The following is a 21,128-nucleotide window of genomic DNA, read 5'->3' as shown; positions in this document are numbered from 1 at the left end:
CGCGCCGGCTGACCAGTGGCCCTCGGGGCCGCCTGATTCTCCAGGGGGAGAGTTGCGCAAACACGTGAAAAACGCGTGTGTTTCGACCGTCGCCGTGGCAGCCGCCGTGGCGCTCGCGGCCGGGATGACCAGCCCGGCCGTCGCACAGCCCGACACCGCCCGGCCGACCGGCACCAAGTCCTCGGCCCAGCACCGGCTGACGCTGATCACCGGTGACCTCGTCACGGTGGACGCCAAGGGCCGGGTCGTCGGTTTCCGCGCCGCGAAGGGCCGCGAGCACATACCCGTGCAGCGCCAGATACGCGACGGGCACACCCTGCTCGTCCCGGCCGACGCACACCGGCTGATCAGCTCCGGGAAGCTGGACCGCCGACTGTTCGACATCACCGAGCTGAGCCGGGCGGAGAACCGCCGGGCCCAGAAGTCGGGCCTGAAGCTGATCGTCTCCTACCGGGGCGCGAAGGCCGCCACCGCGAAGGCCGAGGTCCGCGACGCCGGTTCCACCCGGGTCGCCCGGACCCTGAAGACGCTGAACGCCGAGTCGGTGATCACCCCGCAGCGCGACGCCGGGGACATCTGGCAGGCGCTGACCAGCAAGACCTCGCGCAGCACCCAGCTCACCACCGCCGCCGGGATCGACCGGGTCTGGCTGGACGGCGTGCGCAGGGCGAGCCTCGACAAGAGCGTCCCGCAGATCGGCACCCCGGCCGCGTGGAAGGCCGGTTACACCGGCAAGGGCGTCAAGATCGCCGTCCTGGACACCGGAGTGGACGCCACCCACCCCGACCTCAAGGGCCAGATCCTCGACACGAAGAACTTCACCTCCTCCCCCGACGCCAAGGACCGGGTCGGCCACGGCACCCACGTCTCGTCGATCGCGGCCGGTACGGGTGCCAAGTCGGGCGGCAAGTTCAAGGGCGTGGCCCCGGACGCCAAGCTCCTCGAGGGCAAGGTCCTCGACGACGACGGCTTCGGCGACGACTCCGGCATCCTGGCCGGGATGGAGTGGGCGGTCGCGCAGGGCGCCGACGTCATCAACCTGAGCCTCGGCGGCGGCGACACCCCCGAGGTCGACCCGCTGGAAGCCGCGGTCAACAAGCTGTCGGCCGACAAGGGCGTCCTGTTCGCCATCGCGGCGGGCAACTCGGGCTCCGGCGCCGGAACCGTCGACTCCCCCGGCAGCGCGGAGGCCGCGCTGACCGTCGGCGCCGTCGACGACAAGGACGAGCTGGCGGAATTCTCCAGTCGCGGCCCGCGCATCGGCGACAGCGCGATCAAGCCCGACGTCACCGCCCCCGGCGTGGACATCACGGCCGCCGCCGCCCCCGGCTCCGCCATCGACCAGGAGGTCGGACAGAACCCGCCGGGCTACCTGACGATCTCCGGAACGTCGATGGCGACCCCGCACGTCGCGGGCGCCGCCGCGCTCCTCAAGCAGCAGCACCCGGAGTGGAAGTACGCCGAGCTCAAGGGCGCGCTCACCGCCTCGACGAAGCCGGGCGCGTACACCCCGTTCGAGCAGGGCACGGGCCGGATCGCCGTCGACCGGGCGATCGCCCAGACCGTCGTCGCCGAGCCGGTCTCGCTGAGCTTCGGCCTCCAGCAGTGGCCGCACACCGACGACACCCCGGTCACCAAGAAGCTGACGTACCGCAACCTCGGCGCCAGTGACGTCACCCTCGACCTCACGACCGAGGCGACCGGGCCGAAGGGCGAGCCCGCCCCGGCCGGCTTCTTCACCCTCGGCGCCGACAAGGTCACCGTCCCCGCGGGCGGTACCGCCGACGTGCCGCTGACCGTGAACACCAGGCTCGGCGGCAACGCCGACGGCGTCTACTCCGCGTACGTCGTCGGGACCGGCGGCGGCCAGAGCGTCCGCACTGCGGCCGCGGTCGAGCGCGAGATCGAGTCGTACGACGTCACCGTCAAGACCATCGGGCGCGACGGCAAGCCGGCCCAGTTCGTCGAGACCGACTTCTTCGGTCTCTCGGGAACGGCGCTCGGCCAGTGGCTCTCCCCGACGAGCACCGACGGCACGGCCAAGGTCCGTCTCCCCAAGGGCGGTTACACCCTGAACGGGGCCGTCACCGTCGACCCCGAGGACTACACCAAGGGCACCGACTGGCTGTCCCAGCCGAAGCTGGACGTCACCAAGAACCTCGCCGTGACGCTCGACGCGCGCAAGGCGAAGCCGGTGAACATCACCCTGCCCACCACCGGGACGAAGTCCCTGCTGGCCGCGCCCGACCTCCAGTTCTCGACCGAGGAGGGCGGCTACTCCTACGGCTGGATCCTCGACACGTACAAGAACTTCAACACCGCGCACTTCGGTCCGAAGGTGACCGACGGCTCGCTCTCCCAGCACTGGCTCGGCAGCTGGGCCAAGGGCGCCTCCACCCGGTACGAGATCGCGGCCGGCGGCCCGGCGACGCAGGCGTCCACCGGTTACCAGCGGAAGTACACCGCCGCCCAGCTGGCCAAGGTCGGCCTCACCCTCGGCTCGCCCGCCAAGGGCAAGACCGGTGAGGTCTCCGCGTGGGCCGCGCTGCCCGGATCGGACAACGTCTGGGCGAGCTGGACCGCCCACAAGATCCCCGGCAACGTCACCACCTACGTCTCCACCGCCGACAAGGTGAAGTGGGGCTTCGAGTTCAGCCAGGACGGCGGGCTCGACGAGGACGGCTACCCGGTGACCGAGGCGCAGTACTCCCTCGGCAACCCGCAGACGTTCAAGGCGGGCAAGTCCTACACGAAGAAGGTCAACACCGCGGTGTTCGGCCCCGTGGTCACCTCCGAGTACGGCGTCCTCCGCGACGGCGACAACATCGTCGGCGTGCTGCCGCTGGTGGCCGACGGAAGCGGCAACCTCGGTGACTCCGCCTACAGTTCGGCCAAGACGGTCCTGTACCGCAACGGCAAGAAGTTCGCCCAGAACGAGGACCCGCTGGCGGGCAGCACCCCCTTCGCCGTGCCGGCCGGTGCCGCCGACTACCGGCTGACGACCTCGCTGCGGCGCAGCGCGGCGCTCTCCCCGGTCTCCACCCGGATCGACGCGAGCTGGACCTTCCGCTCCAAGCGGACCTCGGGTCCGACCATGCTGCCGGTCTCCACGGTGCGGTTCACGCCCAACGTCACCGCCGACAGCCGGGTCACGGCCGGCCGGACCGCTTCGGTGCCCGTGACGGTGCAGGGCGCCGCCGCCGGGAAGAACCTCAAGTCGCTGACGGTGTACGTCAGTTACGACGGCGGCAAGACGTGGAAGAAGTCCGCGGTGAAGAAGGGCAAGCTCTCCGTGAAGAACCCGGCCAAGGGGAAGTCCATCTCCTACCGGGCCGATGTCACGGACAAGAAGGGCAACAAGTCGTCGGTGTCGATCTACAACGCCTACTTCGGCAAGTGACCGACACCGGGCGGTGAGCCGACAGGCCCCCGCCCGTGCACGACAGCGGCCCGCCGGGACGGATTCCTCCGCCCCGGCGGGCCGTTCGCATTCCCGGACCACCGCGCCCGGCAGCACTTGTCAGCTCACCGGGAACACCCCGGTGTCCAGGACGAGCCCGAACGGCTCGGGCAGCGTCAGCTTCTCCCCGTACTCGACCGTTTCCAGCACCCGGTAGGTGCCGCCGTCGGGCTCCCCGTACAGCGTGGCAGTGGGGCGGCCCGAGTGCCACGGGTCGAGCAGCAGGAACAGCTCGACACCGGCCTTCGCGTATCCGCGCACCTTGCCGATGCGGTCGTGGTTGGCATTGGCCTTCGAGGTGATCTCGACGACGAGGCGGGCTTCCTCGGCAGGGACCCGGTTGCCCGGTCCGATCACGGCGGCACACGGCATGACGACGAGATCGGGGACGTGGATCCCGCCCCGTCCCGGCACCGAGACGGCGAGGGTCTGGAAGATCCCCCAGTCCTCCGGAACGACGTTGTAAAGCCTGCGCTGCAACAGGGCCGCAGTAGTGCTGTGGTCCTTGGACGGCGGTGGCGACACGGTGACGATCCCCTCGATGATCTCCACCTTGCAGCCCTCGGGCGCGTCCGTCTCCTCCCAGATCCGGACGAGGTCGTCCCATTCCCGGTCGTGGCCCGGAGTGGGGTCGCCGGTAGGTGCGCCCATGGCGGTCTCCTCCCGTCGGTGCGTCGCCTCTTGTCGGTGCGTCACCGAGTCCAGCATGCCGAACGGGACCGGCGGTGGTCCACCGGTCCCGTTCACCCGTATGGGAAAACCGCAGGTCAGGCGATACGTTCCCGCACCACGGGGGTGGCGGTGAAGGGCGTGCCCGCCGGGGCGATGTCGTACGCGTCGGGCAGGGCCTTCAGCGCGTAGTCGAACTTCTCCGGGGTGTCGGTGTGCAGCGTCAGCAGCGGCTGGCCTGCCGTGACCGGGTCGCCCGGCTTGGCGTGCAGCTCGACGCCCGCGCCCGCCTGCACCGGGTCCTCCTTGCGGGCCCGGCCCGCGCCGAGGCGCCAGGCGGCGACGCCGATGTCGTAGGCGTCCAGACGGGTCAGCACGCCGGTGGACGGGGCCGTGACCACGTGCTGCTCGCGGGCGACCGGGAGCGACGCGTCCGGGTCGCCGCCCTGGGCGGAGATCATGCGGCGCCACACGTCCATCGCGGAGCCGTCGGCGAGGGCCTTCTCCGGGTCGGCGTCCTTGAGGCCCGCCGCGTCCAGCATCTCGCGGGCCAGGGCGAGGGTGAGGTCGACGACGTCCTTCGGGCCGCCGCCGGCCAGCACCTCGACGGACTCGCGCACCTCAAGGGCGTTGCCCGCGGTCAGGCCGAGCGGGGTGGCCATGTCGGTGAGCAGGGCGACCGTGCGCACGCCGCTGTCGGTGCCCAGCGCGACCATGGTGGAGGCCAGTTCGCGGGCGTCCTCGATGGTCTTCATGAAGGCGCCGGAGCCGACCTTGACGTCCAGGACCAGCGCGCCGGTGCCCTCGGCGATCTTCTTGGACATGATCGAGCTGGCGATCAGCGGGATGGCCTCGACGGTGCCGGTGACGTCGCGGAGCGCGTACAGCTTCTTGTCGGCGGGGGCCAGGCCGTCACCGGCGGCGCAGATGACCGCGCCGGTGGTGTCCAGGACGTTCAGCATCTCCTCGTTGGACAGGTGCGCGCGCCAGCCGGGGATGGACTCCAGCTTGTCCAGCGTGCCGCCGGTGTGGCCGAGGCCCCGGCCGCTGAGCTGCGGCACGGCGGCGCCGCAGGCGGCGACCAGCGGGGCGAGCGGCAGGGTGATCTTGTCGCCGACGCCGCCGGTGGAGTGCTTGTCGGTGGTGGGCCGGGAGAGCGAGGCGAAGTCCATCCGCTCGCCGGAGGCGATCATCGCGGCGGTCCAGCGGGCGATCTCGGTGCGGTTCATGCCGTTCAGCAGGATCGCCATGGCCAGCGCGGACATCTGCTCGTCGGCGACCTCACCGCGGGTGTACGCGTCGATGACCCAGTCGATCTGTTCGGGGGTCAGCTCGCCTCGGTCCCGCTTGGTGCGGATGACGGAGATGGCGTCCATGTCCTGGGAGTCCTTCCGGCCGGTACGTGCGTGTGCGTGCGGTACGCGAGAGTCCCGAATGACTCTACGCGCATAGAGGGTGGAGATGGGAGTGGCCCTCCCGACGGGCGGGAGGGCCACGGTGGTCCGGGGGCCGCGGTGGTCCGGGGCCATGACGGTCCGGGGCCGCGGTGGTCGCGGTGCGGACGTCCGCCGCCCCGGGCGCCCCGGTTACTTCAGGTGCCCCGGGCCGAACGCCTGCGGCAGCATCTCGTCGAGCGTGCGCAGCCCGTCCGGCGTCTCCAGGACCAGTTCCGGGCCGCCGAACTCGTACAGCAGCTGCCGGCACCTGCCGCACGGCACCAGGATCTCGCCGGCCCCGTCCACGCAGGTGAAGTGGGTCAGCCGGCCGCCGCCGGTGGCGTGCAGCTCGGAGACCAGGCCGCACTCGGCGCACAGCCCGATCCCGTACGAGGCGTTCTCGACGTTGCAGCCGGAGACCGTGCGGCCGTCGTCGACCCGGGCCGCGGCGCCGACCGGGTAGTGCGAGTACGGCACGTACGCGCGCGTCATGGCGGCCCGTGCGGCGCCGCGCAGCGCCGCCCAGTCGACCTCCGCGGCGGCCGTCACTTGCCCTGGCCCTTCCGGTAGACGAGACCGTCCGCCTTGGGCATGCGCAGCCGTTGCGCGGAGAGCGAGAGGACGAGCAGCGTCGTGACGTAGGGGGCCGCGTCGACGAACTGGCTCGGCACCTGGTCGGTCAGCGCGTACCAGGTGAAGAGCAGCCCGGAGACCGCTGCCGAGACCGCCGCCGCCACGTACTTCTTCCGGTACAGCTGCCAGATCAGCACGGCCACCAGCAGGATCGCGAGCAGCAGGAGCATCGCGTGCACGTTCTCGGCACCGCCGCGCAGCTTGAGGCTGTCGGTGAAGCCGAACAGGCCCGCGCCGAGCGCCATCCCGCCCGGCATCCAGTTGCCGAAGATCATCGCGGCGAGACCGATGTAGCCGCGGCCGCCGGTCTGGCTCTCCTGGTAGATGCCGGTGGAGACGATCGCCAGGAAGGCGCCGGCGAGACCGGCGAGACCGCCGGAGACGACGACGGCGATGTACTTGTACTTGTAGACGTTGACGCCGAGCGACTCGGCGGCGACCGGGCTCTCGCCGCAGGAACGCAGCCGCAGCCCGAACGAGGTGCGCCACAGCACCCACCAGGTGCCGGGGATCAGCAGCAGCGCGACGACGGTCAGCCAGGACAGGTTGGTGACCAGGCCGCCGACGACCCCGGCGATGTCCGAGACCAGGAACCAGTGCTTCTGCTGGATGTCCAGGAGCCAGTCCGACAGTCCGGGAATGGTGATGCGGTCGATCGCCTCGATCCGCGGGGACTGCTTGGACGAGCCGCCCTCGACGCCGTCGAAGGCGTAGTTGGAGAGGTAGCGGGTCGCGCCGACCGCGAGGATGTTGATGGCCACACCGGAGACGATGTGGTTCACCCCGAAGGTGACGGTGATGACCGCGTGCAGCAGGCCGCCGAGGGCGCCGCCGATGATGCCGAACAGGACGCCCACCCACGGGCCCCACTGGAACCCGGCCCAGGCACCGAACCAGGTGCCCAGGATCATCATGCCTTCGAGACCGATGTTGACGACGCCCGCGCGCTCGGCCCACAGGCCGCCGAGTCCGGCGAGACCGATCGGGACCGCCAGTTCGAGTGCGCCCGCGACCTGTCCGACGGACGTCACGTCGTTGGCGCCGCTGATCAGGCGGACGAGCGAGACCAGCGCGAGACCGCCCGCGATGATCAGCAGGATGACGGGCAGGGTGAGCTTGCGGCGGCCGCCGCCCTTCTTGGGGGCGACGCTCGCGGCGGAAACCTGGGTTGCGCTCACAGTGCGGCCTCCTTCTCGGTCTTGAGGGCATGGCCGGCGGCGAGTTCCTCGCCGACCTTCTGCTGCTGGCGGCGGGTTCCGTAACGGCGCACGAGTTCGTAGCTGACGACGACCGAGATCACGATCAGCCCCTGCATGATCGTGGCGATCTCCTTCTCGTACCCGAACTGGTCGAGCGAGGCGGACGCCTTGTCCAGGAAGGCGATCAGCAGGGCGCTGAAGGCGATGCCGACCGGGTTGTTCCGGCCGAGCAGGGCGATGGTGATGCCGGTGAAGCCGATCCCGGTCGGGAAGTCGAGGCTGTAGGTGTGCGAGTCGCCCAGGAGCGTCGGCATGCCCGCGAGACCGGCGACGGCGCCGGAGATCAGCATCGAGGTGAGGATCATCTTCTTGGCGTCCACGCCGGAGGCCTGGGCCGCGCTCTCGCTCTCACCCGTGGCCCGCAGGTCGAAGCCGAAGCGGGTGCGGTTCAGGACGAACCAGTAGATGATGCCGCAGGCGGCCGCGACGAAGGTGAATCCGTAGATCTCCCCCGCCTCGTCGCCCATGGACAGACCGGGGAACCAGGCCGACTCCGGGAGGTCGCCGGTGGTCAGGTTGTTGGAGCCGGCCGGCTGCACACCGAAGTTCTTCGGCAGGATCAGCCAGGCGATCAGCGCGGTCGCGATGGAGTTGAGCATGATCGTCGAGACGACCTCGCTCACGCCCCGGGTGGTCTTGAGGAAGCCGGCGATGCCCGCCCAGAAGGCGCCGACCAGCATCGCGACGATCACGATCAGCGCGATCTGCAGCGGTCCGGGCAGGTCGACGCTCGCGCCGACCAGCGCGGCCATCATCGCGGCGAGCCGGTACTGGCCGTCGACGCCGATGTTGAAGAGGTTCATCCGGAAGCCGACGGCGACCGCGAGGGCGGCGAGGTAGTACGTGCCCGCCTGGTTGATGATCAGCACCTGCACGTCGACGTACGCCGCCGAGTCGAGCATCAGCCGGTACGGCTCGAACGGGTTCTTGCCCGAGGCGAGCAGCACCGCGGTGGTGAGCACGAAGGCGACGACCAGGGCGAGAACGGGGCCGGCGAAGCCCAGGATCAGCCGGTCCTTGTCGAATTTCTTCATCGGTCCTCGTCCTCCGGTGCTGCCTCGAGATGACCGGTGGCGGCGCCGGTCATGGCCGAGCCCAGTTCCTCCGGGGTGATGGTGCCGGGGTCGGCGTCGGCGACCAGCCGACCGCGGTACATGACGCGCAGGGTGTCGGAGAGCCCGATCAGCTCGTCCAGGTCCGCCGAGATGAGCAGGACGGCGAGGCCCTCGCGGCGCGCCTCCCGGATCTGGTCCCAGATCTGCGCCTGCGCGCCGACGTCCACACCGCGGGTGGGGTGGGCGGCGATCAGGAGCTTCGGGTCGTGGCTCATCTCCCGGCCGACGATCAGCTTCTGCTGGTTGCCGCCGGAGAGGGAGGCCGCGGTGACCTCGATGCCGGGGGTGCGGACGTCGTACTCGCGCACGATCCGCTCGGTGTCGGCGCGGGCCGCCTTGATGTCCAGCAGTCCGTGCCGGCTGTTGGGGCGTTCCGTGACGTGGCCGAGGATACGGTTCTCCCAGAGGGGCGCCTCCAGCAGCATGCCGTGCCGGTGGCGGTCCTCCGGGATGTAGCCGATGCCGCTCTCGCGCCGCTTGCGCGTGGGGATGTGGGAGATGTCCTGGCCGTCGAGGGTGATCACACCGCCGTCGGGGTTCCGCATGCCGATCAGTGCCTCGATCAGCTCGGTCTGGCCGTTGCCCTCCACACCGGCGATGCCCAGGACCTCGCCCTTGTGGATGGTGAGGTCGATGCCGGCCAGCACGTCGCGCACCGCGCCGTCCGGGTCGGTCACGGTGAGCGCGAGGTCCTCGACGCGCAGCATCGGGACGTCCGTCACCGTGGACTCACGGGTCTCGGGGGAGGGCAGCTCGCTGCCGACCATCAGCTCGGCGAGCTGCTTGGTGGTGGTGTTGGCCGGGTCCGCGGTGCCGACCGTCGTGCCGCGGCGGATCACCGTGATGTCGTCGGCGACCGACAGGACCTCGCCCAGCTTGTGCGAGATGAAGATGACGGTCAGACCCTCGGCCTTGAGCTCGCGCAGGTTGTCGAAGAGCGCGTCGACCTCCTGCGGCACCAGCACGGCGGTCGGCTCGTCCAGGATCAGGATGCGCGCGCCGCGGTAGAGGACCTTGAGGATCTCCACGCGCTGGCGGTCGGCGACGCCGAGGTCCTCGACGAGGGCGTCGGGCCGGACCCCCAGACCGTACGCGTCCGAGATTTCCAGGATCTTCTTGCGGGCTGCGGAGCCGATGCCGTGCAGCTTCTCGCCGCCGAGAACCACGTTCTCCAGGACGGTGAAGTTGTCGGCGAGCATGAAGTGCTGGTGCACCATGCCGATGCCGCAGCCGATGGCATCGGCCGGACTGCCGAACGTCACCTCGGTCCCGTCGACCGTGATGGTGCCCTCGTCCGGCTTCTGCATGCCGTAGAGGATCTTCATCAGGGTGGACTTGCCGGCACCGTTCTCACCGACGAGGGCGTGAACCGTGCCCTTGCGGATGGTGATGTCGATGTCCCGGTTGGCGACGACGCCGGGGAAGCGTTTGGTGATGCCGTGCAGTTCTACGGCAGGGGGGCTGGACGCGTTGATGACGCACTCTCCTTGGCCGGACAGGAGCGGGGCGGAGGGGCAGGGGCGGGGTGAAGTTATCGCGCCGGAGGGCTGTCTACACGCGTAGCGCTGCCGAATCGTAAGACGCCTGTGCTCAACACGGCGAAAGACCGGGGTCGTGCCTCTGTGCTGGGAAGACGCTGTGACGGGCGGAACTTCTTCGGGACTGTCTTCGGAACTTCTTCGGTGCTTCTTCGGGAACATCCCCTGGGCCCGGAGCGGCGGTGTGCGCGCTCCGGGCCCGGGGGAAGCAGCCGTACCGGCAGGTGCCGTTACGGGGTGGTCTTGACGGTGACCTTGCCGTCGATGATGTCCTTCTTCGCCTTGTCCACGGCGGCGATGACGTCGGTCATCTTGGTGAAGGCCGGGTTGGAGTCGGCCAGGCCGACGCCGTCCTTGTCCAGGCCGTAGCGGACCTCACCGGACTGCGGCTTGCCGTCCTTGACCGACTTGATCAGGTTGTAGACGGAGTCCGCGACGTCCTTGGTGACCGAGGTCAGGATCTGGTCCTTGTAGGCGGCCAGGCCCTTCTGGTTGTACTGGTCGGAGTCGACGCCGATGGCCCACTTGCCCGCCTTGGCGGTGGCCTCGATGGAGCCGGAGCCGGCCAGACCGGCCGCCGCGTAGACGACGTCGGCCTTCTTGTCGAGCTGCCCCTGGGCGGCGGCCTTGCCGAGGTCGGGCTTGGAGAAGCCGTCGAAGTTCGGCGGCTGGGTCAGGTACTGCGACAGGACCTTCACCGACGAGTCGGTGTCCTTGACGCCCTGCTCGAAGCCGGCCTGGAACTTCTTGATCAGCGGGGTCTCCACACCGCCGATGAAGCCGACCGTCTTGGACTTGGTCACCTTGGCCGCCGCGACACCGGCGAGGTAGGAGCCCTGCTCCTCGTTGAAGACCATGTTGGCGATGTTCTTGCCGGTCACCGAGGCGTCGTCGATGATGCCGAAGGTGGTCTTCGGGAACTTCTCCGCGACCTTCTTGATGGCGGGCGCGTACGCGAAGCCGACACCGATCACCGGGTTGTTGCCGGCGCGGGCCAGCGTGGTGAGGCGCTGCACCTTGTCGGCGTCCGCCTCGCCGTCCGACGGCTCGGCCTCGGTGCCCTTGAAGCCGAGTTCCTTCTCGGCCTTGGCCAGACCGGCGTAGGCGGCGTCGTTGAACGACTGGTCGCCGCGACCGCCGACGTCGTACGCGATGGCCGTCTTGGCTTCCTTGGAGTCGGAACCAGCATCCGACGAGGTCTTACTGCCACAGGCCGTGGCGCTGAGTGCGAGCGCCGCGGACGCAAGGCCCACGGTGGCAATCCGGGTGATCCGGCGCAAGGGAAGGCTCCTTCAAACCTGACCGAAGCGCCTCTTCCGGCGCTGGTTTCGCCGCGATCGTAACGCGCGTAGATGTCAGATAAAGCCCCGTACGGAAGCCGTTATCGGATCGTCGCGAACGAGAGGTGACCAACCCGGTTACGGGTGGTTGCCATCGGGCGACACGGAGGAAGCGAACGGTCCGGGAACACGTTACCCGCCGCGTGGCAGGGCCTGTTCGGGCGGTCGGGAAACGGGGCCCGCGCCCCCGTTTCCCGACCGCCCGTTCCCGCCGTTCCGGCCCGTTTCCACCGCACCTGTCCGGTCGCCGTTCCGGGTCGGTCGCCCCTCCCGTCCGGCCGCCGCGACCGGTCAGTCGCCGCGGCCGTCCAGGAGCGCCGCCGCGGTGAACAGCTCGACAGCCACCGTGATCGCCTCCTCGTCCGCGTCGAAGTCGCCGCGGTGCAGGTCGAGGCGGGCGGTGTCGCCGGGGGTGCGGACGCCGAGGCGGGCCATGGCACCGGGGACGTGCTCCAGGTACCAGGAGAAGTCCTCGCCGCCGAGGCTCTGCTCGGTGCTCTCGATCGACTGCGGTCCGCGGCGGGCGGTCATCGCCCCGGCGAGCAGGTCGATCACGGCGGCGTCGTTCACGACGGGCGGGACGCCCTGGACGTAGTCGATCACCGTCTTGGCGCCGTGCAGCCCGGCCACCTCGTCGATCGCGGCGTGCACCAGGTCCGGCGCCTCCCGCCAGGCCGCCAGGTCCAGGCAGCGGACGGTGCCCGACAGCTCGGCGTGCTGCGGGATCACGTTGCAGGCATGGCCGGTCTCCAGCCGCCCCCAGGTGACGGCGAGGCCGGAGCGGGCGTCGACCCGGCGGGCCAGCAGCGCGGGCACCTCGGTGGCCACCTTGGCGGCGGCGGTGACCAGGTCTGTGGTCAGGTGCGGGCGGGCGGTGTGGCCGCCCGGTCCGTCGAGGGAGACCTCCAGCCGGTCGCAGGCCGAGGTGATCGCCCCGACCCGCAGGCCGATCCGGCCCACGTCCACCTTCGGGTCGCAGTGCACCCCGATGATCCGCCCGACGCCCTCCAGCGCCCCGGACAGGATCGTCTCGGGCGCCCCGCCGGGCAGCACCTCCTCGGCCGGCTGGAAGATCAGCCGCACCGGGTTCGGGAGCAGCCCCCGCCGGTCGAGGTCGGCGAGCACGAGACCGGCGCCGAGGACCGCGGTGGTGTGGACGTCGTGCCCGCACGCGTGGGCCCGGTCGGGGACGGTGGAGCGGTACGGGACGCCGGTCTTGGTGTCCGGAATGGGCAGGGCGTCGATGTCGGCGCGCAGGGCGAGGACGGGCGGGGTGGAGCCGTCCCGCGTGCCCACGTCGCAGATGAGTCCGGTTCCGGTGGAGAGCACCCGGGGCCGCAGACCGGCCTTCTCCAGCCGGGCCTTGATGGCCGCGGTGGTGCGGAACTCCTGGTTGCCGAGTTCGGGGTGCATGTGCAGATCGCGTCGGAAGGCGATCAGTTCGGCACGCAGGTCCTCGGGCAGGGTGCCGGGCAGGGCCTCGGGGAGGGCTTCGCCCTGGACGGTCGGCTGGGCATCGGACGCGCGGGACATCAAATGGTTCACCTGTCGAAGCGTACGACGCTTCCCCCTTCAACTGCCCGTGAAACAGGAAAGGTTCAGCCACGTGGACGAATATTTGGCCGCGTCGCAGCGTGTGAGCCGCCGACGCGGTGGGTACACTCGCCCGCTTCGTCCGGGGTGCGAGCCGGAGCATGTCGATCTCGCAGGCACAGCGGCGCACGACGTACAGCAGCACGGTCGTGTCCGGGCCCTTCGCGAGCCCGACGGTGAGCTTCGGCGCGCCCCGCGCCCGGTACTCGGCGGCCTCGTCCGGAACGGCCCGGCCATTCACGGACTTCCGCCCGATTCATTCCCTGCCTGCCGGTGGCTTCACCTGCTCGGCCTTCGGCAGTGGCTTCGACCGGACCGACGCCTGGTCGAGGCTCCCGGTGCCGGCGAGCGCGAGGGCGGCAGCGGTGGCCGCGCCCGCTCCGGGCAGACGTCCACGGCCGGTCGTACCGCTTGTGCCGCTCATGAGGAGACCAGCTCCTTTCTGCGGAAAACCGCACAGGCGATCCGGAACAGAGCAAGGGCAAGAGCACCGACGGCGAGGACAACGAGAACGACGATCGTGGGGTTCACCCACGCGGGTACGAGATCGACCTGCTCGTTGCATGCGTTGGCCAACGGGAAGTAGGACGTGCCGTCCGCTCCCGTGCGGTCGCGCCACGCCTGGTCATAGGTGGTGTGGTGGGTGAGCTCGCAGGTTTCCCGAACGTCCAGACCTCCCGCGAAGACGCCGAGAACCCACACCACGACCGTGAAGCCGCCGACGGTCAGGGCGGCACCGATGAGCGCAAGAGGCCGCTCGTGCCATCGCGAATGCTGCTCGGCGCGGCGACGCTGCATCAGCAGCCCTGCCAGGACGGTCAGGACGAGAGCTGCGAAGACGAAGTTGAACATCAGAATTCGGCACCGACCCTTGCGACGATCGCCTCGACGAACCCCTGGCAGAAATTCCGCAGCTTATCGAACTCGTCAGACAAGTTCGCCGGCGCTGTCGAAGGCTGCGCGCCTTTCGCCGGGATCAGCGCGGAGCGCGTCAAGTCGGTGGCATCGCGCCGACCGGTGGACTGCTGGTCACAAGCGCGGGAACCGTCGGCTCGGCGGAGGTCACACCGACCGCGGCATCGGACTGCCCATCGGGCCGGTACTGCGTCTGGTCCGATATCTCCGGCCCACGGCGGGCGTCAGGGCGCGCCGCAGGCCCCCTCCACGACAGGAATACGGAAGGAGCCTTCGGGTCAGCAGGAAGGGGCCCGTGACCACCTCGGTCGATCATTGCTCGACTGATCCGGGGCGGCGTCGCGGGAGTACCGTCTGAGTGTTGCCGCAGAACGGAGTTCGCCGTGTCGCAGAGCACCGAGGAACACACGGGCGCCCGGATCGCCCGGATCCGGAAACAGCGCGGTTTGACGCAGCAGGAGCTGGCAATGCGCGCCCATGTGTCCAAGTCTCTGTTGTCGAAGGTGGAGTGCGGGCAGAAGCCCGCTTCCCCGGCTCTTGTTGCCGCCTGTGCTCGTGCGCTGGGCGTCTCGACGTCCGATCTGCTGGGACAGCCGTACGCCGAGGAGTTGCGGCGCGACCGCATGGACGCCTTGATCCAGCCGATCCGTGAAGGGCTGGAGAATTGGGATGTGGCTCTCGACTGGGAGACGGTCCCGCACTGGCGTCGCCGTCTACACCCACGTCCGGCTCAGCCGGCGAACGCCATCGACGTCCATGTCAGGCTCCGCGGCCAACGCCAAGCCAATGATGCCCTGGGCAACGCACTGGCTGCGGGCGACGACTCCGAGGAGCCGCTGCCCGCAGCGGCAGGTGTCCATTGACGTTGCCGTCAAGCACCTCGTGAGGAGCCACTGGAACTGGAGGAGTTACGCCTCGCGTCGATCTCGTTGCGAAGCTCCTCCAACTCCTCATCGTTTGGCTCGAACGGGGCAGAGCAGGTCTTCAAGACCTCAATCTTCTGACTGACTCCCCACTCATCCCATGCTTCCAACGATGAGGCGTACCGGGCGATCACCTCCCTCGCGTACTCTCTCGTAGACCACTTTCGCCAGGACTTCCAGCGTGTCACCCGACGAGAATCCCGGATTCGTTCACTTTCCAAGATGATCGAATCGACGATTCGGTGATGTGCTGCCGCGAGTCTGGGGCTACCGAAATACGGTTCGGGAGGCTCCTCGCCTTCGAACTTCAAGCGCACCAACGCTGAAGCTAGCGTCTCCAGTTCTTCAAGAGCCAGCTCTACTTGCATAAATCTCTCCTAGCCAAACGGGTTCGGACCGGCGTACAACACGTCGGACCGGTCAAACCGCAATGACCCTTGGTGTATCAGCTCGTTAGGCTGCTCTCCGGACCGGAGATACATGCCCTCCCGCTTCCGGATCGCGATCATAAAGCCACCCTTGCCTGCATAAGCAGGGTTACCAGCGAAGAGAACGTTGTGTATATCCCCAGGTGACACCATCTCCTGGGTAACGTACGCGCGCCCCTTTGAATCCGCTCGAATCGTCCCAGATCCGAGGATCCCCTCATACCCCTTGTAATCCGAGTAATGGAAGATCACGTCATCATCGAGATTCTTCATGAGGTTGTCGACGGACCCAATGGTCGGACATCCGTCGGAATTGTGAACGAGGACCGGGGTCTCCCCCGCCAGCACATAGTACGTGTGCTACGCGAAGCCTTTGACCTGCCTTTTAGCAGGTCAAGTGCGGTTTGCTGGTCCGGTGACGTGCGCGGGCGTCCGTGGTTGTGCGGGGTTGTTGCCGTCGCTACTGCCGTCAGACGGTTCAGCCCAGGTACGGCTTCTCGCGCTGTTCCAGGAAGTGCTGGAGCCTGAGTCGTTGGGTGTGGTGCATCGACAACTCCCCGATCTCTTCCGGCTGTACAAACCGGAGTTCGGTGGACTCGTCGGAGATTGCCAGTTGGCCGCCGGTGATGCGGGCCGTGAAGCAGACGTTGAACTGGCGGCGGACCTCGCCGTCGGTGTAGGCGATGATGTGTTTCGGGTCGGTGTAGGTGCCGACCAGGCCGGTGATCTCTACGTCGAGGCCGGTCTCTTCCTTGACTTCACGGACGGCCGTGCCTGGCAGGGAATCGGTGAGGTCCATTCCTCCGCCGGGCAGGGCCCACAGGTCGTTGTCGCGGCGGCGCTGGAGGAGGATGCGCCCGTGGTCGTCGGTGACGACGGCGGACGCGGCGACGACCATGCTGTTCGGCTTGGGCGCGTTCGGCTCGTCGTAGTACTCGGTGCGGGCCACGGTCAGCCTTCCTCTCGTACGGGGGTTGCCGTCGTCCACACGGCGTCGAAGCTGTCGGCGTAGGTGTCGAACATGCCGCCTGTCTCGTGTCGGCGAAGGTGCCATACGGGGGCGGCGTAGGCGTTGACGCCCCAGACGTGTGCGTTGACGAGTTGCTGGTCGTCGGCGCGGTAGAGGGAGTTGTAGAGCGTGGTGCCGTGGGTGCGGACCTCGATGCCGGGGGTGTCCGCGAGCGGCCTGTAGTGCATGAGCGCGAGGCGGCAGCGGGATTCGATGCCGTGGCCGAACCGCTCTTCCTGGCCCCTGGCTTGGACGTTGTCGCTGTCGGGGTCCCCGATCGCGATGCGGACGGTGCAGCCTTCGGCGGCGCGTTCGGTGAGGAGTTCGTTCAGCCGCGGGTAGGCCTCGTGGAGGAAGACTGCCGCGTAGACGAGGATGTCGATCCGTTCCCGGGCCTGGGCCATCAGGTCGGTGAACGTCGAGACGGGGATATCGGCCCGCTGCTCGTAGAGCGCCACCAGTTCGGGGCTGATGGCGCGGGCGGGGCGGGCCTGGCGGAGCGCCGGCCAGAGTGCGTGCACGTCTTCTCCCAGGGCCTTGGCCGCCTGGAGGGCGGTGGCACGACGTGGGATACGCCCGAGGTTCACCCAGCGCTCGACCGACTTGGGGTCGATCTCGACCTGCTGAGCGAGGGCGGCGTACGTCCAGCCTCCCGCCGCCATGACGGCTCGTAGTCTCTCGTTCGGCACGAGTCTCCCCCTTCGTCTCAGGACGGCACTAGGGACGTTCTACACGGTGCAGGACGTCCCGGAGTGGGGTTTGGTGGAGGTTCCTTCGTCCCGGTGACCGGCGTGAGGATCGGTGTCGACCCTGCGGCACCAGCAGGCCCAGGGGCACGCATCAACGCCGCCGAGGAGCGTCACCGTGCGAATGAGCGCCACCCCATGTGTTCCCGCCCTGCGACTGGATGCCCGGTCGCGCGCCGCTTCGCCGGGGTGGTCACGATGACGGCCCCCACCCCTGATGCCGACGGGCACACCGTCTCGCCCGATGCCGGCGCCCTGGTGGTCGACCGGCGAAGCGGCAAGGTGGGCGTGGTGATGGGGCATGTGGGGACGTACGTGCAGCTTCGGCCGCCGCGCGGTGGCCGGGAGTGGGACGTGCCACCCGAGGACGTACGTCCGCCGACTCCCACGGAGGAGTTGAGCGCGAAGGTGGCCGTGGCCAACCGGAGGTGGGGACGGTGACCCCTCGCTCGGTCCTGCGCTACGAGACCTGGACTCTCCAGCCCGACCGCGAGCCGGACGCGGAGCCGGTCCTGTACGCAATGCAGTGCGCCGTGGACGGAGAGACCTCGCCGACGAGCGAGGACTTCGCCGAACCGCAGGACTGGGTCCTGCGGCACTGCGGCCAGAACCCGTCCCACCACACCTACCGGGAGATCATCACCCGCCCCTGGCGGACCTGGCGCCAGACGTGACCCGCCTCGCTCGCCCAGGCGCCGCACTGCGCTGACCCACCCGACTCCCGTCCCTGCCGGGCGCAGCCGATCGAGGCTCCCCCGCACTCGTCAGCCCCGGCAGGGACGGGCCTCACGTACGTGCCGTGCCCATGGCTGTGGGGGTGCTGGCCTCTGCCACAGAAAGTCAGCCACGACGACGGGCTCGCCGACCGACCACCCGCCACGTGTGTCTCGCTCAACCCCGCACCGGCATCAGCCCAGTTATCTCCATCGTCACGGCCCCCAGCCAGGCAGCAAGCATGAGCGTCCGGGACGGCGCGAGCCCGCCGGGCGGCCTCTCAGGTGCCCGGCCAGCCTGCTGCTGAGGGGTCGGACCGGGGCTTCCGATTGGTGGTCCGGCTACGCTCCCGGGCTCTGCGCGCCGAGTGGTCGGCGGCCGTCGCCAGCGGGGCGGCAGACAGTAGCGGGCGGCGGTCGCCGACCGCCGGCGCGCGGCGGCCCGCGTCAGCGGGGCGCCCTTGATCAAGTAAAGAAACTCTGAACAGCTCACGCACTGATCGAGTTGCCCGGTCGATGGTCAGGGCCGCTGTTGCCGGCGCTTCTTCGATTCGGCCAGCGCGGTGTTCAGCTTCTCGCTCGGCGACATGTCCGGCTCGGCGTCGTCGTCATGCAGGGGTGGCAGGAACAGGCCGCGTCGGCTCTTCTCCCGCTTGACCTTCCGGCGCTCGCCGTAAAGCCGCTGATGCTCCTCCCGAACCACGTCCCATCGTCGGTCGAGCTCTGCTTCCCGCGCCAGCAGCTCCTCGTCGCTGAGGTCGGCGAACTCGGTGGCGGCCACACGTGCCTCGCGGGCGATCTCATCGCGCAGCAGGTAGTTCGTGATCGTCCCGTGGTGCTTGCCCGGCTCCGGTTCCTGGCGGACGAAAACACCACGTCCCTTGACCGCGTACACCAGCCCGTCCTGCTTAAGGCGCCGATAGGCGTTCTGCGCCGTGGAGTTGGCGACTTTGAATCGCTCTTGGATCTCCCGGGCGGGAGGGAGCTGGGAGCCTGGAGGGTAGGTGCCTTCCAGGATTTCCCGGCGGAGGATGTCGGCGACCTGGGCGTACGGCGGTCGGGGATCACCGTTGTAGATGACGTCGACTGGCCAGTCCGGCCCCGCGGCATCGGCTTCCTCATGATCACCGTCGACCTCTTCGGTGCTCCCGCCGACGGAGTCGCTGACGTAGCTGCCCCGGCCGAGCTGGGAGTAGACCAGGCCTTCCTGCTTGAGCACGCGCAGAGCGTTCTGGACGGTGGAGCTGGACACCCCGAACCGATCACCCAGCACGTTGGCCGAGGGCAGGCGCTCGCCGGAGCGGTACTCACCGTTCAGGATCGCGTCCCGCAGGGCCTCGGCGGCCTGGAGGTACGGCGGCCGGGAGTCCTCGTCCAAGGGCAGGGTCATGCCCCCACGGTATCGCCAAGCCGTAGCGATACAGACACATCCCCAGGTTCCCCACCTGACCGCCTACCAACCTGATCGAAGTCATAACCTAATCGACCTTGCAAGTTGAGCGATCATCTCCTTATGCTCCATGTCGAGCCGATCAAGCGGCTCCATCGAACAAAGGGTGTGATGGCATGGCCATGACTCGAATCCGTGTTGCCCTGCTGCCGTCGGCGGTGTGCATCGCGGGCACCGACCCGGCGCTGAAGATCAAGGACCAGCAGACTGGGGAGGTCGCCACGGACCGGGAGACCGGGGCGTCGCTGTACACGGTGACCGTGATGCTCATGGAGGACGGCCGGGCCGAGGTCCTGAAGATCACCGTCCCGGAAACCGGCCTGGCCGCCGGGCTCAAGCCGGGTGTGATGGTGCGGCCCGTGGAGCTGTTCGCGACTCCGTGGGCGCGGATCTTCAACGGTCAGCTCTCCGACGGCGTCGCCTACCGGGCCGCCCGCCTGGAGCTGGTGACGGTGGAGGCGGCCCAGTGATCCGCTTCGAAAATTCCGGGCCGGAATACGCGCCGGACGCGCTGCTGGCCGTGGCCGTCCTGGTCGGTGTGTGGCTGCTGGTGACGGTGGGTCGCTACGTGCGGGCCGACCGGGGCACGCGGGTGAGCATGCGGCAGGCCGTGCGGGTGCGCTGGGGCTGGGTACGCCTCGCACGGATGGCCAAGCTGACGGTCACCGACAAGACGCCGAGCCTGCTCGCGCATATCACCGCCCAGAAGGATGGCCCCGGCCCCGCGCCCCGGGTGCTGACTCCGAAGATCAAGGTCAAGCCCGACCCGTATGGGGTGATCGTGCGGGCCCAGACACTGCCGCAGGTCGGGCTGGAGGAGTACCAGAAGGCGGCGCGGTTCCTGGCGGACGCCTGGCGGTGCACGCGGGTGTCCGTGCTGCCGGACGGCCCCGGCAAGGTGGTGATCCGGGGCGTGCGCTCCGACCCGCTGACCACGCCGACCACGCACCGGCCCACCGGCCGCCCTCCCACGGACCTGACGCGCTGGGAGCTGGGCGTGGACGAGTACGCCGCCCGGGTGTGCGTGTCCCTGGCGAATGTTCCCGGGGTGACCGTGGCCGGCGTCCCGGGTGCGGGCAAGACCTCGGGGGTCAACAAGTTCGTGTGCGACTTCGCACCGTCCCCGGCCGTGCAGATCGTGACGGCGGACGGGAAGGCGTCGCGGGCCTCGGAAGGGGATTACGCCGATCTGGTCAAGCGGATGTTCGCGTTCTGCGGGGACGACCTTGACGAGGCGAACGCCCTGTTCAAGCAGCTGGTGGAGCTGCGCAAACGGCGGTCCTCGGTGATCCGTGACGTGCTGGGCGTGAAGAACATGTGGCACGTCGGCCCCTCGCCGGAGTGGCCGCTCACGGTCCTGATCATCGACGAGGCGCACACGTACTTCCGCGAGTACAAAGGCAACGCCGCCACCACCAAGCGCCTTGCCGCGCTGACGGCGGAGAACGCCCGGCTGGTGGAGGACCTGGTCAAGAAGGGCCGCAGCGTCGGCATCCTGGTGATCCTGATCAGCCAGAAGACCACCGGCGACGCCATCCCCACCTTCATCCGCGACGTGTGCCCCATCGGGCTGTCCTTCGCGCAGAAGACCGTGGAAGCCGCGGTGGCCGCACTCGGTGACGACATCCGCAACTGGCCCGACGCCAGCCCCGTCACCTTGCAGGACCCCGCCTACGTCGGCGTCGCGGTGATGGCGATGCAGGGCCGCCCCGGCTACACCCGCATCCGCACCCCCTACGTCTCCGACGCCGACGCCGCCCGCATCGCCGAAGCCACCTCGCACCTGACCGCCGACCCGGACCTGTGCCTGGACGCCCTCCTCCGCTCGACCGGCCGGACGGCACCACCCTCGCCCACGCTCGCCAAGTGAGACCGAACATCCAACGTCGGAAAGGAGGTTG

General features: G+C 69.2%; 20 protein-coding genes. 6 read left to right on the top strand and 14 right to left on the bottom strand.

The annotated features are described in order from the left end of the window. Positions 1 to 124 precede the first annotated feature (124 nt). A complete protein-coding gene (locus tag ABZZ04_RS13740) occupies positions 125 to 3,400 on the top strand; it encodes a S8 family serine peptidase (RefSeq protein ID WP_356932422.1) in 3,276 nt (1,091 codons plus the stop codon). Between the two features lie 120 nt (positions 3,401 to 3,520). Here the strand turns inward: ABZZ04_RS13740 and ABZZ04_RS13735 are convergent, their stop codons facing one another. The 10 genes from ABZZ04_RS13735 to ABZZ04_RS13690 form a co-directional block, all read right to left on the bottom strand. Next, positions 3,521 to 4,111 (bottom strand): Uma2 family endonuclease, encoded by a 591-nt coding sequence (locus ABZZ04_RS13735; protein WP_356932383.1) that lies wholly within the window; start codon positions 4,109 to 4,111, stop codon positions 3,521 to 3,523. Positions 4,112 to 4,227: 116 nt separating this feature from the next. Then, entirely contained in the window at positions 4,228 to 5,505 is a 1,278-nt protein-coding gene (locus tag ABZZ04_RS13730; protein WP_356932382.1) for a thymidine phosphorylase, read from the bottom strand. 210 nt (positions 5,506 to 5,715) lie between these two features. Then, positions 5,716 to 6,114, bottom strand: a complete 399-nt coding sequence (locus ABZZ04_RS13725; protein ID WP_148838842.1) for a cytidine deaminase — start codon at positions 6,112 to 6,114, stop codon at positions 5,716 to 5,718. Continuing rightward, the gene (locus ABZZ04_RS13720) at positions 6,111 to 7,376 is read right to left on the bottom strand and encodes an ABC transporter permease (protein WP_356932381.1); all 1,266 of its coding nucleotides are present in this window, start codon (positions 7,374 to 7,376) and stop codon (positions 6,111 to 6,113) included. Before ABZZ04_RS13720 ends, ABZZ04_RS13725 begins: the two co-directional genes overlap by 4 nt. Then, complete coding sequence (locus ABZZ04_RS13715; RefSeq protein ID WP_356932380.1) at positions 7,373 to 8,491, bottom strand: ABC transporter permease; 1,119 nt, start codon at positions 8,489 to 8,491, stop codon at positions 7,373 to 7,375. Before ABZZ04_RS13715 ends, ABZZ04_RS13720 begins: the two co-directional genes overlap by 4 nt. Then, positions 8,488 to 10,071 carry an ABC transporter ATP-binding protein gene (locus tag ABZZ04_RS13710; protein WP_356932421.1) on the bottom strand — a complete coding sequence of 528 codons (1,584 nt, stop codon included), beginning with the start codon at positions 10,069 to 10,071 and terminating at the stop codon, positions 8,488 to 8,490. Before ABZZ04_RS13710 ends, ABZZ04_RS13715 begins: the two co-directional genes overlap by 4 nt. A gap of 269 nt (positions 10,072 to 10,340) precedes the next feature. Continuing rightward, complete coding sequence (locus ABZZ04_RS13705; protein ID WP_356932379.1) at positions 10,341 to 11,390, bottom strand: BMP family ABC transporter substrate-binding protein; 1,050 nt, start codon at positions 11,388 to 11,390, stop codon at positions 10,341 to 10,343. Between the two features lie 351 nt (positions 11,391 to 11,741). Further along, entirely contained in the window at positions 11,742 to 12,983 is a 1,242-nt protein-coding gene (locus tag ABZZ04_RS13700) for an amidohydrolase (protein ID WP_356932420.1), read from the bottom strand. A 316-nt stretch (positions 12,984 to 13,299) separates the two neighbouring features. Continuing rightward, positions 13,300 to 13,467, bottom strand: coding sequence for a hypothetical protein (locus tag ABZZ04_RS13695; RefSeq protein WP_356932378.1), 168 nt, complete (start codon positions 13,465 to 13,467; stop codon positions 13,300 to 13,302). Then, positions 13,464 to 13,895 (bottom strand): hypothetical protein, encoded by a 432-nt coding sequence (locus ABZZ04_RS13690; RefSeq protein WP_356932377.1) that lies wholly within the window; start codon positions 13,893 to 13,895, stop codon positions 13,464 to 13,466. The genes ABZZ04_RS13695 and ABZZ04_RS13690 overlap by 4 nt, the downstream gene beginning before the upstream one ends. A 446-nt stretch (positions 13,896 to 14,341) precedes the next feature. Between ABZZ04_RS13690 and ABZZ04_RS13685 the strand changes: the two genes are divergently transcribed. After that, positions 14,342 to 14,821, top strand: coding sequence for a helix-turn-helix domain-containing protein (locus tag ABZZ04_RS13685; protein WP_356932376.1), 480 nt, complete (start codon positions 14,342 to 14,344; stop codon positions 14,819 to 14,821). Between the two features lie 8 nt (positions 14,822 to 14,829). On the opposite strand, the gene ABZZ04_RS13680 is transcribed toward ABZZ04_RS13685, so the two are convergent. The 3 genes from ABZZ04_RS13680 to ABZZ04_RS13670 form a co-directional block, all read right to left on the bottom strand. Beyond that, positions 14,830 to 15,249 (bottom strand): hypothetical protein, encoded by a 420-nt coding sequence (locus ABZZ04_RS13680; protein WP_356932375.1) that lies wholly within the window; start codon positions 15,247 to 15,249, stop codon positions 14,830 to 14,832. Between the two features lie 538 nt (positions 15,250 to 15,787). Beyond that, complete coding sequence (locus ABZZ04_RS13675) at positions 15,788 to 16,258, bottom strand: NUDIX domain-containing protein (protein ID WP_356932374.1); 471 nt, start codon at positions 16,256 to 16,258, stop codon at positions 15,788 to 15,790. Between the two features lie 2 nt (positions 16,259 to 16,260). Next, on the bottom strand, positions 16,261 to 16,980 hold the full coding sequence (locus tag ABZZ04_RS13670; RefSeq protein WP_356932419.1) for an XRE family transcriptional regulator: 720 nt from the start codon (positions 16,978 to 16,980) through the stop codon (positions 16,261 to 16,263). Between the two features lie 273 nt (positions 16,981 to 17,253). On the opposite strand from ABZZ04_RS13670, the gene ABZZ04_RS13665 reads away from it, so the two are divergent. Continuing rightward, positions 17,254 to 17,505, top strand: a complete 252-nt coding sequence (locus tag ABZZ04_RS13665) for a hypothetical protein (protein ID WP_356932418.1) — start codon at positions 17,254 to 17,256, stop codon at positions 17,503 to 17,505. Then, entirely contained in the window at positions 17,493 to 17,738 is a 246-nt protein-coding gene (locus tag ABZZ04_RS13660; protein ID WP_004000830.1) for a hypothetical protein, read from the top strand. The genes ABZZ04_RS13665 and ABZZ04_RS13660 overlap by 13 nt, the downstream gene beginning before the upstream one ends. A 559-nt stretch (positions 17,739 to 18,297) precedes the next feature. Here ABZZ04_RS13660 and ABZZ04_RS13655 read toward each other — a convergent pair. After that, positions 18,298 to 19,167, bottom strand: a complete 870-nt coding sequence (locus tag ABZZ04_RS13655; RefSeq protein WP_181924363.1) for a GntR family transcriptional regulator — start codon at positions 19,165 to 19,167, stop codon at positions 18,298 to 18,300. Positions 19,168 to 19,343: 176 nt separating this feature from the next. Between ABZZ04_RS13655 and ABZZ04_RS13650 the strand changes: the two genes are divergently transcribed. After that, positions 19,344 to 19,697 (top strand): hypothetical protein, encoded by a 354-nt coding sequence (locus ABZZ04_RS13650; protein WP_093854933.1) that lies wholly within the window; start codon positions 19,344 to 19,346, stop codon positions 19,695 to 19,697. Continuing rightward, positions 19,694 to 21,097 carry a cell division protein FtsK gene (locus ABZZ04_RS13645; protein WP_356932373.1) on the top strand — a complete coding sequence of 468 codons (1,404 nt, stop codon included), beginning with the start codon at positions 19,694 to 19,696 and terminating at the stop codon, positions 21,095 to 21,097. Before ABZZ04_RS13650 ends, ABZZ04_RS13645 begins: the two co-directional genes overlap by 4 nt. Positions 21,098 to 21,128: the final 31 nt, after the last annotated feature.

This window comes from Streptomyces sp. NPDC006435 (genome assembly GCF_040612315.1).
In the GTDB taxonomy this organism is placed as follows: Bacteria; Actinomycetota; Actinomycetes; order Streptomycetales; family Streptomycetaceae; genus Streptomyces.
The sequence above is the reverse complement of the archived record's forward strand: the minus strand, read 5'-3'. Positions and strand labels throughout refer to the sequence as shown.

Bases quoted from the DNA above. Each gene is read 5' to 3' on its own strand.
- ABZZ04_RS13740 (WP_356932422.1), top strand. From the start codon at position 125: ATGACCAGCCCGGCCGTCGCACAGCCCGACACCGCCCGGCCGACCGGC.
- ABZZ04_RS13735 (WP_356932383.1), bottom strand. From the start codon at position 4,111: ATGGGCGCACCTACCGGCGACCCCACTCCGGGCCACGACCGGGAATGG.
- ABZZ04_RS13730 (WP_356932382.1), bottom strand. From the start codon at position 5,505: ATGGACGCCATCTCCGTCATCCGCACCAAGCGGGACCGAGGCGAGCTG.
- ABZZ04_RS13715 (WP_356932380.1), bottom strand. From the start codon at position 8,491: ATGAAGAAATTCGACAAGGACCGGCTGATCCTGGGCTTCGCCGGCCCC.
- ABZZ04_RS13700 (WP_356932420.1), bottom strand. From the start codon at position 12,983: ATGTCCCGCGCGTCCGATGCCCAGCCGACCGTCCAGGGCGAAGCCCTC.
- ABZZ04_RS13695 (WP_356932378.1), bottom strand. From the start codon at position 13,467: ATGAGCGGCACAAGCGGTACGACCGGCCGTGGACGTCTGCCCGGAGCG.
- ABZZ04_RS13690 (WP_356932377.1), bottom strand. From the start codon at position 13,895: ATGTTCAACTTCGTCTTCGCAGCTCTCGTCCTGACCGTCCTGGCAGGG.
- ABZZ04_RS13680 (WP_356932375.1), bottom strand. From the start codon at position 15,249: ATGCAAGTAGAGCTGGCTCTTGAAGAACTGGAGACGCTAGCTTCAGCG.
- ABZZ04_RS13670 (WP_356932419.1), bottom strand. From the start codon at position 16,980: ATGGCGGCGGGAGGCTGGACGTACGCCGCCCTCGCTCAGCAGGTCGAG.
- ABZZ04_RS13655 (WP_181924363.1), bottom strand. From the start codon at position 19,167: ATGACCCTGCCCTTGGACGAGGACTCCCGGCCGCCGTACCTCCAGGCC.
- ABZZ04_RS13650 (WP_093854933.1), top strand. From the start codon at position 19,344: ATGGCCATGACTCGAATCCGTGTTGCCCTGCTGCCGTCGGCGGTGTGC.